This is a genomic window from Pseudoalteromonas luteoviolacea NCIMB 1942 (genome assembly GCF_001625595.1).
Lineage (GTDB): Bacteria > Pseudomonadota > Gammaproteobacteria > Enterobacterales > Alteromonadaceae > Pseudoalteromonas > Pseudoalteromonas luteoviolacea_A.
Genome location: NZ_AUXT01000171.1, coordinates 1 through 14,344, shown reverse-complemented (window position 1 = coordinate 14,344; position 14,344 = coordinate 1). Strand labels below are relative to the sequence as shown.

The window sequence follows — 14,344 nt, the reverse complement described above, 5'->3', positions numbered from 1 at the left end:
AGGATTTAAAATATGCGTAGATTACCGCCGGTGTTATTTGAAGATGGGTGTTCTAGAGAATTAGTTTCTCTGATCCGTACTCTCTTAGCCGCTTGTAAAGAAATCTCTTTTCGCGTGGGACAAGGTGCACTATCTGGTGTATTAGGTTCAACTTTGGATGAAAATATTCAAGGAGAGACGCAAAAGAAGCTAGATGTACTGTCTAATCAACTAATTAAAGACATCTTGCTTGAGTCAGGCTATGTTAAAGCGATTGCCTCAGAAGAAGAAGATTACACAGTAGCGGGTAATCCAGATGCAAAATTTATTGTCTCATTTGATCCTCTAGATGGCTCATCAAACACCGACATTAACTCTTTAGTTGGCACCATATTCTCGATTATGGAAGCACCAGAGGGGTCAGATGCTGCTGATCCAGCCATCTTCATGCAACCCGGCAAAAACCAAATTGCCGCAGGTTATGTACTGTACGGCCCTTCGACTACATTGGCACTGACCACTGGTAAAGGAACGCGTATATTCACGTTAGACAAAACCCATGGCAGCTTCCTATTAACTGAGGACTTTGCGAAAATCCCTGAAGATACACAAGAGTTCGCAATTAATGCGTCTAACCAGCGTCATTGGCAGCCAGCGATGAAAGACTACATTGCAGATTTGTTAGCTGGTCGCGAAGGGCCGCGCCAGAAAAACTTCAACATGCGCTGGATAGCAGCAATGGTTGGAGATGTGCACCGAGTATTATGTCGCGGAGGACTATTTACCTATCCTGCTGATACCAAAAACCCAGAAAAGCCGTACAAGCTTAGATTACTTTATGAAGCTAATCCTATGGCAATGCTTGTTGAACAAGCTGGTGGGCTTGCTCACACTGGTGAAGCACGTATTCTGGATATTGAACCACAGGAAATCCACCAGCGTGTTGCAGTAATCTTAGGCTCTAAGAACGAAGTGGAAACTTGTGTGACGTATCACAAGTAACAACCACCAAATAGGTCAATCTAGCAATGCTAATAGCCGCGCTATTTTGGCCTTATCCAACCCGCCCATCAAGTAGGGCTCAGATAATGCATATAAACTACCCTCAATTGCCTCCACCTGATAGTCTTCACGTTGCAGTAAAACTGATGCCCAGAACTCCAGTTCATCAAAGCTTAACTCGTCATTTAAAGCCTGCTTCAATACCACTTTAAACATAGGTAGTGTTACCTGAAATGAGCCACTGCCATCTGCTGTTTTTGCCAAGACAGACATCGCCTCGCTCTTTTCCACACTACAACGCGCAAATGCACTTAGTGCCTCAAAGTACTCCATATTTAACCCTTATACCAGCTGACTTAATTAGCTGAAATACCACTGCACTCTGCGCCACTCATCAACGCGAGTAGCTCTAATTGCGCTACATCTTTGACAGCAACATCTGCTACAGTTTGACCTTGATATAGTACCACAGCCCGATCACATAACTTGGCCACTTGCCCTAAATCGTGGCTAATCAAGATAGTAGTGACTCCTTGGGAGCTCAATAGGCGTATTAACCTGATGACATGGTTACACTGCTCATTTCCCAATGCTGCTGTTGGCTCATCCATAACAATAATATTCGCGCCAGCATTCACTGCACGGATCAAAGCCACAATTTGTCGCTGCCCGCCAGAAAGCATCGATACCGGTAATCCTAACTCAATGCCCGCACTCCCCAAGCGCCGTAACAACTTTTTAGCTCGCATTGCCATTGCTTTTTTATCTAACCAACCAAGTCGATTCAAAAGGGTATTACGGTGCCTTATCTCCCTATTTAAAAACAAGTTCTCAACAACACTCATTTCCTTTATCAACGCTAAATCTTGATAAACAACTGAGATCCCCAAGTTTTGTGCTGTATTTGGAGAGTTAATAATTTGCTTGGTACCATTTATCAGGATCTCGCCTTCGGTAGGTAGTAACTTTCCGGCAAGGCAATTGACGAGTGTTGACTTTCCTGCGCCATTGTCACCTAGCAGGGCGACAATTTCTCCTCTATTCGCTGTGAAACTGACTCCTCGTAGGACATGTGAATCCTCAAAACATTTGTGTAAATCCACTACCTGCAAAGCAATTTGATCTAATGCCGTACGTATCATTGCTTACGAGTCCTAAAAGTAATACCGACTGCGACAATGAGGATAATACCTTTCATCATCATCTGAGCATTGCTGGAAAACCCAGACAAAATCAACCCATTATTCAGAATGCCAATGAGCCAAACGCCTAACACCGTCCCCCAAATACTTACTTGCCCACCCAATAGACTACACCCACCTATCGCAATGGCAGCTATCACCGTTATGAATTCAAACTCACCCAATGTGTAACGCGCACTTTGCATTCTCCCCGCATAGAGCAAACCTGCTAAAGCAGCAAAAAAACCCGACAGGGACATTGCAATGATGCGCACCTTGATTGTGTTGACTCCCATAGCCCGAGCCGCATTTGCGTTTGCTCCAGTTGCTAATAAATGCCTACCTAGCTGTACATAACTAAACACACAATAAACACTTACAGCGATACCCAAAACCCAAATTAACAGTGTTGGTACACCAAAAATGCTGCCACCACCAAAGAGAATCAAAAAGGATTCATTCAAAATGGGAATGGATTCAAGCCCTGATAAGTAACGTACGAAGCCATTCAGAAACACCATAGTCCCCAAAGTAACAATCAAAGAAGGAACTGCCAAACGCAGTGAAAGGTAGCCATTAAACGCGCCAATCGCACCTCCTAAACTCAGAGCAACCACTGAGGCAATAATCAAACCATACTCAGGTAACAGCAACGCAGCCACCAAGCCAGACAAAGCCACCACAGCACCTATAGAGAGGTCAAGCTGCCCAGCAGACAACGCGAAATTCAACCCGATAGCCATGATCACAATAGGCGCGGTTTGACGCACGATATTAAGCCAATTCTCTATCGAAAAAAATGCACTGCTGTGCAAAACAAAAGTGAAAATAACCACAGTCAATGCAAATGTATAATACACCAACGTCTTTGCTGTCACCTGTGCACTCAACCTCATAATTTAGGCACCTTCACCTGCTCTCTCTGCTTCAACACTTGTTGCAGTAACTTAGGTAACTCGGTTGCGAAGGCTATTTGCCAAGATAGCGCAATATTTTCTCGTGTCACGGCGTTAAAGTGAACTTGTGTATATAGCGGGGTATCTATACCAATTGCCGCCCCGGCACCAATCCTTGCCATTAATTTTCCCATTTCATTTGGCCTATCGGAAACTGTGCCGTACATATTTCCACCCAGCGCCATATCAATTAAATTGTTTACTCCCAAGTCATGAGCGATCACTTTAGTGTCTTTATGACCACTTATACGCAGTGCCTCTATGACCCCTTCAGCAGCAGCATCCCAAGACACATATATTGCATCAATATTGTCGTGTTGAATCATCATCGCAGCAGCAAGCTGAGCCGTTTGATTTTTTTTAATAAATCCTTTTTCGCTTACAATTTCAATTTCTGGATAACGCTTAAGCGCTTCCCTAAATGCGCTATCACGTTGATTTGTTATGGGGTAATTAGCTTCATGATAAATCACCCCAATTCGACCTTTGTCAAAAATGGCGTTAGCAACCAACTCAGCAGCGGCCTCTCCCATCCCTTTCACATCGTCTTTGACAATACCAGCAAAATCAACACCGTGCCTAAAGCCTGAAATCGGGTTGCTAAGCAGTACAAGTTTAGCTCCTGACTTAACCAACTGCAGATAACTTGGTTTTGTGCTCATGCTATCTACACTCAATGAAAGCAAAATATCGGGCTTTAATGCCATTAAAGTCTCTAAATCAGAAACTTGTTTGGCTGGATCATAGTGCGCCTCAGTCACGGCAATGACGTTTATGCCTAAGCGTTTAAATTCCGCTTTCGCCCCTCTAGTAACGGCACTTATCCAAGGACTGGAGCCATGCCACGCCATGGCGGCTGTCAACCTCGCATCTTGCACACTTGCGGACTGTTCAGGCGTAAGCGTGTACACAGTTGATGAATGACCAAAAATAGGAAAACAAAGCACACCCATCCACCAACTTAGCCAAGTAGTTTTAATAAAAATTTTTAGCTGCATTGTGTTAGGTAGATTAGACCCTTTCCTTGACACACAATGTTCCTTTAATAAATCCTAATCAGTACATTTAATCAGCGGCACTATATTTGTCAATTAGTTTTACTTAACCACAGCAAGATGGAAGGTTTGATTGAACGAGATAAACTATTCGATATTTTTCATATGTGTAATAAGATAGATATCTTTCAAATTTCAAAGTCGTACTAGGCAAACTCGGGAGAAGTAGGTTGAAGGGGTTAAATGCTAAACAAAATAAAGCGACTAATTTACGTTTAGTATTATCGCAAGTAGTAACGTTAGGCCCTATCTCTCGTGCCGAAATAGCACGTAACACCCAACTTACAAAGCAAACTATTACCAACATGGTAGAGGATTTGCTGAGTGTAAACCTCATTGAAGAAGTTGGTGTTAAACGTTCAGAAGGGGCTGGCAAACCTTCAAAAATGCTATGCCTGAACAAAAAAGCCTGTTACACATTAGCTGTGCGTATTTCGCCTGAAATGCTTGAACTTGGCCTGTACTATGTGAATGGCGAATACCTTACGAAAATAACACACCACACAGATACTGCTTGGCATGTTGATGACATTGCAGATGAAGCCTTGAAACTAATACAGGAAAAAAAACTCGACCATCATTCGGTACTTGCGACAGGTTTGTCAATTCAAACAGGACAAGGTGACACCTTATTTCAATACCAAGCTAGTAAACGACTACAAACCGAATTGAGTCAAAGACTCGCAATGCCCGTCGCAGTAGAAACAACCGCTTCAGCATGTGCTGCTTATCAAATGTTATTTGGAGAGGCTAAAACGCTTCACAACTTCATATACATCCATCTTGGCAATAAAGTTGAAGCTGCGGTAGTTTATGACAGACAAATCATGCTCGGAACAAACGGCCTAACCGGTGCATTGGGTGATATTTTTGTAACCCCCGAAAGCAGTAAATCTACTGGGGAGCTAGGTACATTGAACGAGTTTGCATCCCTTACTTCCCTAAAGAAATACATTGAAAAATTTGACAAAAAGCCTGTTGTTTCCGTTAAGCACTTAAATCCCAGTAAGCACACAGCCAGTAAAAACTGGCTGTCTCAAGCAACAGAGCCATTGCGCATTGCAATACATACCCTAGAGTCCATTCTCAACACTCAGACTATTATTCTAGGAGGTGACATTGGGGAGCAGTGCTTAGATTTCTTGATTTCTCAACTAAGGCCTTTTATTCCCTCTATTGCGCAGCAAGGTGATAGAGATATCGTGCGCCTCATCAAAGTGCCCAATAACGACGATGTCCCAATGGCTGGCATATCAACATTGCCTTTGCATGCCGCATTAAATGATAAAAATATACAAACACTGTATACGCCCCCCACCTCCACACAAAGTAAAGTACAACAATTGATATATATAACCCAGTAATGTTAGCTCTCACAGACAGAAATGGGATAGTCAGCTAGTTGGCCCCACTCACTCCAAGAGCCATCATAAACTTGTAGGTTTGAATAGCCACATTCTAAAGCAACCAAAGCCAATATACAGGCGGTTATCCCCGAGCCACAGCTAAACTGCAATGTCTTAATTTTTGCATTGATTCCCAAACTGTGTAGCAATTGTGCTAATTCGGGTAGAGGTTTCAATAAGCCTTGCTCTGTCAATACGCTGGTATAAGGTAAATTAACGCTCTGAGGAATATGCCCACTTCGCATACCAGCTCTAGGTTCGCTTCTCACGCCCTTGAAACGCTGTTCACCTCGAGCGTCCAACATCAGCACATCTGGGCGAGGTATACATGCCAATACTTGCTCTTTATCAATAAAGTAGTGCTCACAAGGTGTTACTGTAAAGTTTCCCACTTGCTTAACAGCGGCATATTTAGATGCCGTCTCATAGTTCAATGCCATCCACTGCTTTAACCCACCATCGAGAATGAAAACTTGATCGAACCCCATCGCTTTAAACATCCACCAAGCTCGTGCTGCACTGAATAACCCCTTGTCATCATATACCACAACCGTGTCCGTACAATTGATTCCTAACTGGCGCATTTCGGCTTGAAAGACATGCTCTGAGCACATCATATTTGGAATTTTTGGGCATTCGTCACTTAAGTTTTTGCTAATATCAAAGCGCAGTGCGTTAGGGATAATAGCTGGTGGGCTATAATTGCCCTTTTCTCCAGGTTTGATTATCCCTGCATCAAGCACGATTACATTCGGTAGGTTTTCAAACAACCATTGACAGCTTTTCATGTTTTTTGTCATAGTCAGACACTTATTTCATTGATTCTAGTTAATTTCTAAAACGCCTAGCGTTATACTAGATAGGATAAATTTGTATCTCAAGTTAATGTATGGGTAATAAAGTAATTGTTTCAAATAGACTAGATGGGGCTGTATTAGCCATATTACCTAAGTTTATTGGTGACGCTATCAATACACTGCCGGCTTTGGCATTACTTAAGCAACTCTACCCAACGCAACGTATCTGTGTTCTCGTCAGGCCGCACCTAACGGAAATATTCTCGCGGGCAAGCCAATATGGACTAGAGGTCATATCTGATGATCGTCATTGTCGTAAAAAGCATCGCGGCCTATATGGTATGGCCAGCCAACTTAAACATCAAAACTTTGCATTAGCGGTCTTATTTCGTGGCTCGCTAACCGACGCTGTATTGGCGAGATTAGCGGGTATAAGAAATGTGATCGGCTACGCTCAAAACGCACGCCGACCATTTTTAAGCCATGCCTTTAAATTAAACCAATGCCACCATTATATTTATCGCTACTGTAAACTGGTCAATGATGCACATGGCAGACCTTTTACACATTTCAGTTCGCCAAAGCTCACAGCCCAACCATCAACATTAACGCTATCTGAGACACAATGTAATGTTGCGCTCTACTTAGGTGGAAAGGTGAAAGGAACGCGATATTACCCAGAGCATTTGGCAATACAAGTTGTACAGCACATTTCTACCATCAAAAATATAAATATATTTCTGTTAGGTGATAATTCTGAACAATCTGATATGGCGTCCCTAGCCTCTCTGGCTCTTAGTAAAGGGGTTACTTTACACAATCTAGCCGGTAGCATGAGTTTGGCAGAACTAGTAGATAACATAGGCGCAATGGATGCCGTTGTATCGATTGATTCAGGACCAATGCATATCGCAGCAGCTTGTGAGGTATCCTGTGTCGCCATTGTAGGGCACGGTACTTCGCCATGGTCTCTTGTTGCCCCTAAAACGGACAACCTGATAGCTTTAACCCACCAGTCTACATCACTGAATGAGTTAGATATGATACAAGATGTATCCCCTGAGAATATTTACCATGCATTAAGCTCGCTATTGTCTAAGCGCCGTTAACCTGCCTTATGATACTGCCCTAGCCATTGCGTTAAATCGTTGGCCTTTAGAGGCCGGCTTAAGTAGTACCCCTGGGCATAATCACACTTCATTTCATCAAGCAGTTGCAACGAGTCTGCATCTTCAACCCCTTCTGCAACAACCGAAAAGCCTAGTTGATGACCTAAGCTAATAGTGGAACGCACAATACACTGATCTTGATGTGATGCAGCCAGCTTAAGAATAAAAACCTTGTCCAATTTAAGTTCATCGATAGGCAACATTTTCAGTCGGCCAAGAGAAGTTTGTCCCACCCCATAGTCATCTAAAGAGATATGAACACCTAATTCTTTTAATGCGAGTAGTGCAGCAATGCCCTTTTCTTCATTTTCAATCATGTCTCTTTCTGTCAACTCAATCGTTATTAAACCCGGCGCAACTGAAAACTCACTTAGCATACTTTGCAAGTGAGGAATGAAGTCTGCATCTGCAATATCTTGAGCTGAGACATTAATAGCCGCCTTCATGGTGACACCCTGCACTTCCCAATGCGCGATTTGGGATACCACCGTTTTCAGTACCCATTGAGTCAAGTCTACAATCAATCCAGATTGCTCGGCTAAATCAATAAATAACTCTGGTGACACCCAGTCGCCATTTTTTCGCTTCCAGCGGATCAAAGACTCGACTTTATCAACCATGCCCGAACGCATATTTAGTTTAGGCTGATAAGTCATGAACAACTGACCATCATCATCGACTAGTGCCTGCTTCAGCCCATCAATGATTTCTAATCTTTCTAAATAGGCTTCATCTTCACCAGTTTGGTAAAAGTAGACGTCCTCTACCCCATGTGCCGCATTGTCCGCAGCTATAAGCGCTCGACGGATACTGTCATCCGCATTGTCTGCTTGTTCGGGACTGTGTACGACTCCGACACTGAAACGCAAATTAATTTCAAAATTATGTATGGTATAGCTTTTATTGAGCTCGCTGAGGAAATTATCAACACAATTTTCCATCGTCGAGTCTGGTTTGGCTTGTAACACAGTTAAGAATTCATCACCACCTAGGCGAATATTCAGCCCTTCAAAACTAGACGTAACAACTTCTATTCGCTTAGCAACCGCCTCGATGCAGCTATCCCCAATACGAGGGCCGAGCTTATCGTTAATATGCCTTAGCCCTTTAATATCAAGTGCTAAAAGGTAGTAAACCTGATCTGTCGACACTAAAGCATCCAAAATTGGTAATGCAGAAGTCCGATTATAAAATCCGGTTAACGCATCATGACTTGTCTGATACCGGATCTGCTTCTCACGCGCTTGGATATCGTCTCCCATTTCATGAAATGCGTCGACCAACTGACAGATTTCTTCCGTAGGTCGCGATTCATGAATTTCGGCGTTGTAATCACCTTTAGCAAACCGCCTAGCCATTACCGTTAACTGTTGCAATGGCGTGGCTAAGTTTTTGGCTAAAAAGCCACTGGCGAGAAAGCCAAATAACATCGTAATACAAGACAGAAATACGATGGTCAATACTAACTGATCAAACTCTTCGTATTCGCTTCTTAAATCAGCACTTAAAATCAAGCTCACAGGCACTTGAGATAAAGACGGCAATGCCACTTCCGCATTAATATACAGTGGATACTCACCAAACCACCTGCTAATTTTTTGTTCATGTAAATAGGCGAACAAATCTCTGTCTTCTGGCAGTTGAATAGAACTCGCTTTCATCTTTTCACCAAGACTGATAAAGCTCATTTCCATGCCCGTAAGCCCTTTCAGTTGGTCTGCAATCGGTTCATCTACAACAAACCCGACAATTGTAAACGCGATGGTTCTAGGTGCTTTTACAGGTAGAATAATTGCTTGATAGAGTTTTTTATCTAACACCAAAAAAGCTGAGCTTTCTTCGTGCGCCAGCAGTTCTTTTACTAGCGGCCGCATATCTTGAGGTAAGACTAATTGGTTTTGGTTGGTCGAAATCAATTTGCCACGCATATCCAGCAGTAACATCAACTCTGCATTAATACGCTGGCTATGATTGTATAGCACACTGCTAATGGTAGATGCATCTCTTGTTGCAACAGCCTGTTTAAAGCCAAAGTCTTGCGTCAACACAGATGCGGCAGTAACGAGCAATCGCTCTCTGGCAACTAAATACTGTTGATATACGCTCTGTGCTTTTTGAATGTCCTGTTGGACTTGACGCTCTTTAAATTGGCTCGTTGACCACCAAAAGCCCGCCAAGCTGGCAATTGCGGTAATTAATACCAAACCAACACACAGCACTATAATGCGATTTTTAAAACTCGTGCCCATAGCGATCCTTTAACACTACAATTATTCAGTTCTAGCTGAACCGGATAGCTCCGGCCAAACAGCAACAACTTACTGTAACCAACCCTATGATTATTCGATTTTGTGCCACTAAACGCATACCCTTAATGACAGACCTTGCCTACAGGCATTTAATTTCAGCATCAATAAAATCAATCAAAAAACTTTATGCTTTTACACGTCTGGAACGAACAGAGCACTTTATAAGCTATTGCTTATAATATAGAAAAGACAAAACGACGCTACCAATATAAAAGAAAGTAGAGCGAAAAATTGAATGGCGTTGTAATAGTTACACTATGATTTTTCACTCTTATAAGTAGCAACATTGAGACCTTACCGTTCAGACCTTGTGAACGCACATGTATTTATACTAAGTAAAAGTGACTTGGGAAGGAAATGCAAGGAATTCATGTCGCAATACCTAACAATCCTTTAAATAACTGACTGCTAGGCATTTTAGTGAGTTTGCTTAATCGATAAGGCCGTATTCTTGGTCTAAGATTGTAATGACTTCCGCACGCGGGTCTTGCGGAATAGTTAGCAACTGACCAACTATTTTACTCGCTATACCAACGTAAGTTTCTGATACTAAGATCATCACATCTTGCGGCAGCTTGTATGACTCAGCAAGGGCCTCTCTTTCTGACATGCGATCTTTGTTCAGCAATACATCGCTATCTGGAACGTTGTTAATTAGCAATTGACGGAAACCCTCTTTAGAGTTTTCGACAATTTTGCCATCTCGGTATGCAGGTCCATCCCAAATACGAGATGAATCAGGCGTACCAACTTCATCAATATAAATAAGGCGCGAAGAGCCATCAGCATCTTCTACATAACCAAATTCAAACTTCGTATCAACGAAGATTTGGTCTAATTTGCTCAGCTGCGCCGAAATTAAATCAAATCCTTCGCTGAGTAGTTGCTCATAGCGGGCAACGTCATCTTCAGATTTAAAGTTAAACGCCTCTAAGTTATCTGTGATATTGCTGCGGGTGATGTTTACATCATCCACTTCTGGTACCCCGTCAACGCCAGAGATAATTCCTTTCGTAGATGGCGTGATAAGTACATCATTCAGCTTCTGATGTGCTTCAAGGCCTTCAGGTAAGTTAATACCACAAAACTCTCGCACACCTTTGCTGTAATCGCGCCACATGCTGCCTGTAATATATTGACGAGCAATCGCTTCTACACGCACTGTACTTGCTTTTCTCACAATCCAAATATAAGGGTGAGGGATATCAACTATATGATTTCCAGCAAGGCCAGCTTCATCAAATAATTTAAACCAATGAGCGGCCACACTATTTAATGCTATGCCTTTTCCTGGCACACCGTTTAATCCATTTTCACCTTGCCAAATACAATCGAACGCTGAAATACGATCTGAAATAACCATGATCGCAAGCTCAGTTCCCTTTGGAACATCATAGCCTTTTTCTTCGATTAATCTGGCGCTGTCTTGGTCGGTTAACCAGTAAACCGAACGTACTTTACCACTGTGAACTGCACCTTTGGTGCGTATTGGTAGATCGTCATTGACGTCTAAAACTTTGTAGCTACTCATTGTATCTCCATAGAGAACGGCTGCGTCTTGCTAAAGGACGCAAAATACAGAGGGGGTTAGAGGGGTGTATAATAGTCGAGCGCAACAAAAATCACAATTGTTTACCGCATTACAACGCAAACCGAGCGAAACTTAGTTTAGCAAGGCTCTGTTCTGAGATACCATAATTAAAACTCGGTACAAAGAGATGTTTAAATGATCCAAATTTCAGATCTGACTTTCAGCTGGCCGGGCCAGCCTCTAGCTACGCTGCATATTAGTAACTTGTACATAGCAAAAGGAGAAAAACTATTTCTTCACGGCCCAAGTGGGAGTGGAAAATCCACATTGCTGGGTCTTTTAGCTGGGATTCAAACTGCGCAACAAGGTAGCATCACAATATTGGGGCAAGACTTAGGTCAGCTCAGTGACGCCAAACGAGATAAATTCAGAGCGGACCACATTGGTACCATATTCCAAAATTTCAATTTACTTCCCTACTTGAGTCCCGTTGAAAACGTGATTTTGGGGTGTAACTTTTCAAACCGCAGAGCTGCAAACTTAAATTCCGCAAATAATTCAGCCAATCAACAAGCCGTCACATTACTCGAAGAGCTAGGCATTGATGAACTTTGCCGCAACCGTTCGGTTGGCGAATTAAGTATTGGCCAACAGCAACGTGTTGCTGCTGCTCGTGCATTCATCGGTCAGCCAGAGTTAATTATTGCTGACGAACCTACTTCAGCTTTAGATGCAGACAATAGAGATGTATTTATAAAGCAATTATTTGAACAAGCAGATCACTACCAAGCTACAGTTTTATTTGTCAGCCACGACAGTAGCCTTGCAGATTTATTTGATCGAAAAGTTAGCCTTCAAGAGATCAACGGAGCTTGCCGATGAACCTCATGACTCTCGCATTCAAGAGCATTTTAAATCGCAAAGCCAGCGTACTCCTCACCCTATTTACTATTGCCATCAGTGTGATGTTACTTCTTTCAATAGAAAGAGTGCGCCAAGAAGCAAAGCAAAGCTTTAGCAGCACTATATCAGGGACTGATTTAATCGTTGGCGCTCGTACTGGTGACATACAGCTTTTATTATCTAGTGTTTTCAGAATTGGGCATGCAAACAACGGGTTATCATGGCAGAGCTATCAATACATCAAAGAACAACGAGGTGTTGCTTGGACAATCCCTATTAGTCTTGGGGACAGTCATAAAGGGTTTTCGGTACTTGGTAGTGACGAGAACTATTTTCAATATTATCGCTATGGTAAAAAACAAAGCCTAACATTTACCCGTGGCAGAGCTTATCATAATGCACAAGAAGTCGTGATTGGCAGTGAAGTTGCAAAACAGCTCCATTATCATGTTGGGCAGCAGATAGTCGTCGCACACGGAATGGGAAATACCAGCTTTCATCATCACGATGATAACCCCCTCACCATCGTTGGTGTTTTAGAACCTACAGGGACACCTGTTGATAAAACTCTACACGTACCGCTTAAAGCAATAGAGCTTATGCATGGCCCGGCTCACACTACTGGCACACGTATTATAAACAGCAACAAGCATGAGCACGAACACGAACACGAACACGAACACGAACATAGCAAAGACCTGAGTGCTTTAGAAAGTGAACCAGGAGATCTAATTGGCCATCCAAAAACACTCACAGCATTCTTAATGGGTTTTGAATCACCACTCTACACGCTTCAAGTACGCAGAAATATCAATACATATAAACCGGAAGCATTGTCGGCCATCATGCCTGGAGTAACCCTTAGAGAACTTTGGGGGATGTTAGATATTGTTGAAAAGATCCTGTTATTGTTTTCAGTTGTAGTAGTATTAATCAGCTTCTTAGGTATGCTAACAACACTCCTTTCCTCTCTCAGCCAACGTAGAAGAGAGCTCGCGATATTGCGTTCTGTTGGTGCAAGGCCAAGGCATATCTTTTCCTTAATGTGTAGTGAAGCTGTTCTCATTACGGTACTTGGAAGCTTAATTGGGGTGGCTATGTTCTATCTGCTCATGTTTATAGGTCAAGGAATATTGCAGGCACAATTCGGCATTGCGATATCTTTATCTCTACTCAGTTACTATGAACTAATGTTACTTGGCGTTATCATGGTAGCAGGCGCGGTGATAGGCACAATACCAGCTATTCGTGCATATTTTTACTCACTCAATGATGGTATGAGTATCAAACTTTAAGAGGTAATTTATGTTTTCAACTCGACTGCTATCGCAGCTCATATCAATAGCTATGATGATTTTAGTGTCCAGTACAGCCTTTGCGGCTCCTCCAAAAGAAATCTTTTGGGACGACCTCATACCTGCGGGGCATGTTCAAATGAGCAACCAAGAAGCAGCCAGCCATGATAGTGATGATAAAAACTGGGTGCAGCCTGATCTTGATGCGCCCGTTGTGAAAGGCCTTGATGGCACGAGCATTAGCTTACCAGGGTTTGTCGTGCCATTAGAGGGTGACAGTGAAGTTATCACAGAGTTTTTACTTGTGCCTTATTTCGGCGCTTGTATTCATGTGCCACCTCCACCACCGAATCAAATTGTGCACGTTAAAATTAAAAATGGAGTGCCTATCGATAGCCTTTACGATGCTATTACAGTTACTGGCACAATTAAAGTCGAGAGCTTTAAGAATGAACTCGCGCAAGCAGGTTACACAATGCAAGCTGTAGGTGTAGCGCCTTTCGAGCTGTAAACCGCTTAATAGGGAGCGACTGCTCCCTCTAACTTTCCTCAAAATCATCACCACTTTGCCCAACGCACACCTTAATTAAATCCTTTTTGAATACCCCGCTTATATCGTCTTTTATCTTAGCGCCCAAGTAAGGAGCAAAGGATTAGCGACAGCGAACGTAGTGAGCACGCTCTTTTGTGCAAGGGTGACAAGTGTTCGAAGTGAAATTTCGCAGATATCGTTTAAAGGGCTAATACCAATTTCATTAAAT

13 protein-coding genes are annotated in these 14,344 nt (G+C 42.6%); 6 read left to right on the top strand and 7 right to left on the bottom strand.

Annotated elements, in window-relative coordinates:
- Window positions 1–12 precede the first annotated feature (12 nt).
- Window positions 13–981: a class 1 fructose-bisphosphatase gene (locus N482_RS13800; RefSeq protein WP_063377587.1), complete on the top strand. Its 969-nt coding sequence runs from the start codon at window positions 13–15 to the stop codon at window positions 979–981.
- Between the two features lie 15 nt (window positions 982–996).
- Here N482_RS13800 and N482_RS13795 read toward each other — a convergent pair whose 3' ends face one another.
- The 4 genes from N482_RS13795 to N482_RS13780 are packed head-to-tail and all read right to left on the bottom strand — an operon-like array spanning window position 997 to window position 4,149.
- Window positions 997–1,314, bottom strand: coding sequence for a hypothetical protein (locus N482_RS13795; protein ID WP_063377586.1), 318 nt, complete (start codon window positions 1,312–1,314; stop codon window positions 997–999).
- 23 nt (window positions 1,315–1,337) lie between these two features.
- Window positions 1,338–2,123 carry an ATP-binding cassette domain-containing protein gene (locus tag N482_RS13790; protein ID WP_063377585.1) on the bottom strand — a complete coding sequence of 262 codons (786 nt, stop codon included), beginning with the start codon at window positions 2,121–2,123 and terminating at the stop codon, window positions 1,338–1,340.
- Window positions 2,120–3,058, bottom strand: coding sequence for an ABC transporter permease (locus tag N482_RS13785; protein ID WP_063377584.1), 939 nt, complete (start codon window positions 3,056–3,058; stop codon window positions 2,120–2,122). The genes N482_RS13790 and N482_RS13785 overlap by 4 nt, the downstream gene beginning before the upstream one ends.
- Complete coding sequence (locus N482_RS13780; RefSeq protein WP_155730593.1) at window positions 3,055–4,149, bottom strand: substrate-binding domain-containing protein; 1,095 nt, start codon at window positions 4,147–4,149, stop codon at window positions 3,055–3,057. The genes N482_RS13785 and N482_RS13780 overlap by 4 nt, the downstream gene beginning before the upstream one ends.
- Before the next feature lie 194 nt (window positions 4,150–4,343).
- On the opposite strand from N482_RS13780, the gene N482_RS13775 reads away from it, so the two are divergent.
- The gene (locus tag N482_RS13775) at window positions 4,344–5,537 is read left to right on the top strand and encodes an ROK family transcriptional regulator (RefSeq protein WP_063377583.1); all 1,194 of its coding nucleotides are present in this window, start codon (window positions 4,344–4,346) and stop codon (window positions 5,535–5,537) included.
- A 2-nt stretch (window positions 5,538–5,539) separates the two neighbouring features.
- Here N482_RS13775 and N482_RS13770 read toward each other — a convergent pair whose 3' ends face one another.
- Entirely contained in the window at window positions 5,540–6,379 is an 840-nt protein-coding gene (locus N482_RS13770; RefSeq protein ID WP_063377582.1) for a sulfurtransferase, read from the bottom strand.
- An 89-nt stretch (window positions 6,380–6,468) separates the two neighbouring features.
- Between N482_RS13770 and N482_RS13765 the strand changes: the two genes are divergently transcribed.
- Window positions 6,469–7,485: a glycosyltransferase family 9 protein gene (locus N482_RS13765; protein WP_063377581.1), complete on the top strand. Its 1,017-nt coding sequence runs from the start codon at window positions 6,469–6,471 to the stop codon at window positions 7,483–7,485.
- Here N482_RS13765 and N482_RS13760 read toward each other — a convergent pair.
- Both N482_RS13760 and N482_RS13755 read right to left on the bottom strand, forming a co-directional pair.
- Window positions 7,482–9,794, bottom strand: a complete 2,313-nt coding sequence (locus N482_RS13760) for an EAL domain-containing protein (RefSeq protein ID WP_063377580.1) — start codon at window positions 9,792–9,794, stop codon at window positions 7,482–7,484. The two genes, N482_RS13765 and N482_RS13760, sit on opposite strands and share 4 nt — an antisense overlap.
- 490 nt (window positions 9,795–10,284) lie before the next feature.
- A complete protein-coding gene (locus N482_RS13755; RefSeq protein WP_063377579.1) occupies window positions 10,285–11,385 on the bottom strand; it encodes a phosphoribosylaminoimidazolesuccinocarboxamide synthase in 1,101 nt (366 codons plus the stop codon).
- Window positions 11,386–11,580: 195 nt separating this feature from the next.
- Here N482_RS13755 and N482_RS13750 point away from each other — a divergent pair, with 195 nt between their 5' ends.
- Genes N482_RS13750 through N482_RS13740 form a run of 3 tightly spaced genes read left to right on the top strand, consistent with a single transcriptional unit; the run spans window position 11,581 to window position 14,094 of the window.
- Entirely contained in the window at window positions 11,581–12,267 is a 687-nt protein-coding gene (locus N482_RS13750; RefSeq protein ID WP_063377578.1) for an ABC transporter ATP-binding protein, read from the top strand.
- Window positions 12,264–13,583 carry an ABC transporter permease gene (locus N482_RS13745; RefSeq protein ID WP_063377577.1) on the top strand — a complete coding sequence of 440 codons (1,320 nt, stop codon included), beginning with the start codon at window positions 12,264–12,266 and terminating at the stop codon, window positions 13,581–13,583. Before N482_RS13750 ends, N482_RS13745 begins: the two co-directional genes overlap by 4 nt.
- A 52-nt stretch (window positions 13,584–13,635) precedes the next feature.
- A complete protein-coding gene (locus tag N482_RS13740; RefSeq protein ID WP_231100867.1) occupies window positions 13,636–14,094 on the top strand; it encodes a DUF3299 domain-containing protein in 459 nt (152 codons plus the stop codon).
- Window positions 14,095–14,344 lie beyond the last annotated feature (250 nt).

Coding starts and splice junctions, on each gene's coding strand:
- N482_RS13795 (WP_063377586.1), bottom strand. CDS start 1,314: ATGGAGTACTTTGAGGCACTAAGTGCATTTGCGCGTTGTAGTGTGGAA.
- N482_RS13790 (WP_063377585.1), bottom strand. CDS start 2,123: ATGATACGTACGGCATTAGATCAAATTGCTTTGCAGGTAGTGGATTTA.
- N482_RS13765 (WP_063377581.1), top strand. CDS start 6,469: ATGGGTAATAAAGTAATTGTTTCAAATAGACTAGATGGGGCTGTATTA.
- N482_RS13800 (WP_063377587.1), top strand. CDS start 13: ATGCGTAGATTACCGCCGGTGTTATTTGAAGATGGGTGTTCTAGAGAA.
- N482_RS13740 (WP_231100867.1), top strand. CDS start 13,636: ATGATGATTTTAGTGTCCAGTACAGCCTTTGCGGCTCCTCCAAAAGAA.
- N482_RS13770 (WP_063377582.1), bottom strand. CDS start 6,379: ATGACAAAAAACATGAAAAGCTGTCAATGGTTGTTTGAAAACCTACCG.
- N482_RS13750 (WP_063377578.1), top strand. CDS start 11,581: ATGATCCAAATTTCAGATCTGACTTTCAGCTGGCCGGGCCAGCCTCTA.
- N482_RS13785 (WP_063377584.1), bottom strand. CDS start 3,058: ATGAGGTTGAGTGCACAGGTGACAGCAAAGACGTTGGTGTATTATACA.
- N482_RS13755 (WP_063377579.1), bottom strand. CDS start 11,385: ATGAGTAGCTACAAAGTTTTAGACGTCAATGACGATCTACCAATACGC.
- N482_RS13745 (WP_063377577.1), top strand. CDS start 12,264: ATGAACCTCATGACTCTCGCATTCAAGAGCATTTTAAATCGCAAAGCC.
- N482_RS13760 (WP_063377580.1), bottom strand. CDS start 9,794: ATGGGCACGAGTTTTAAAAATCGCATTATAGTGCTGTGTGTTGGTTTG.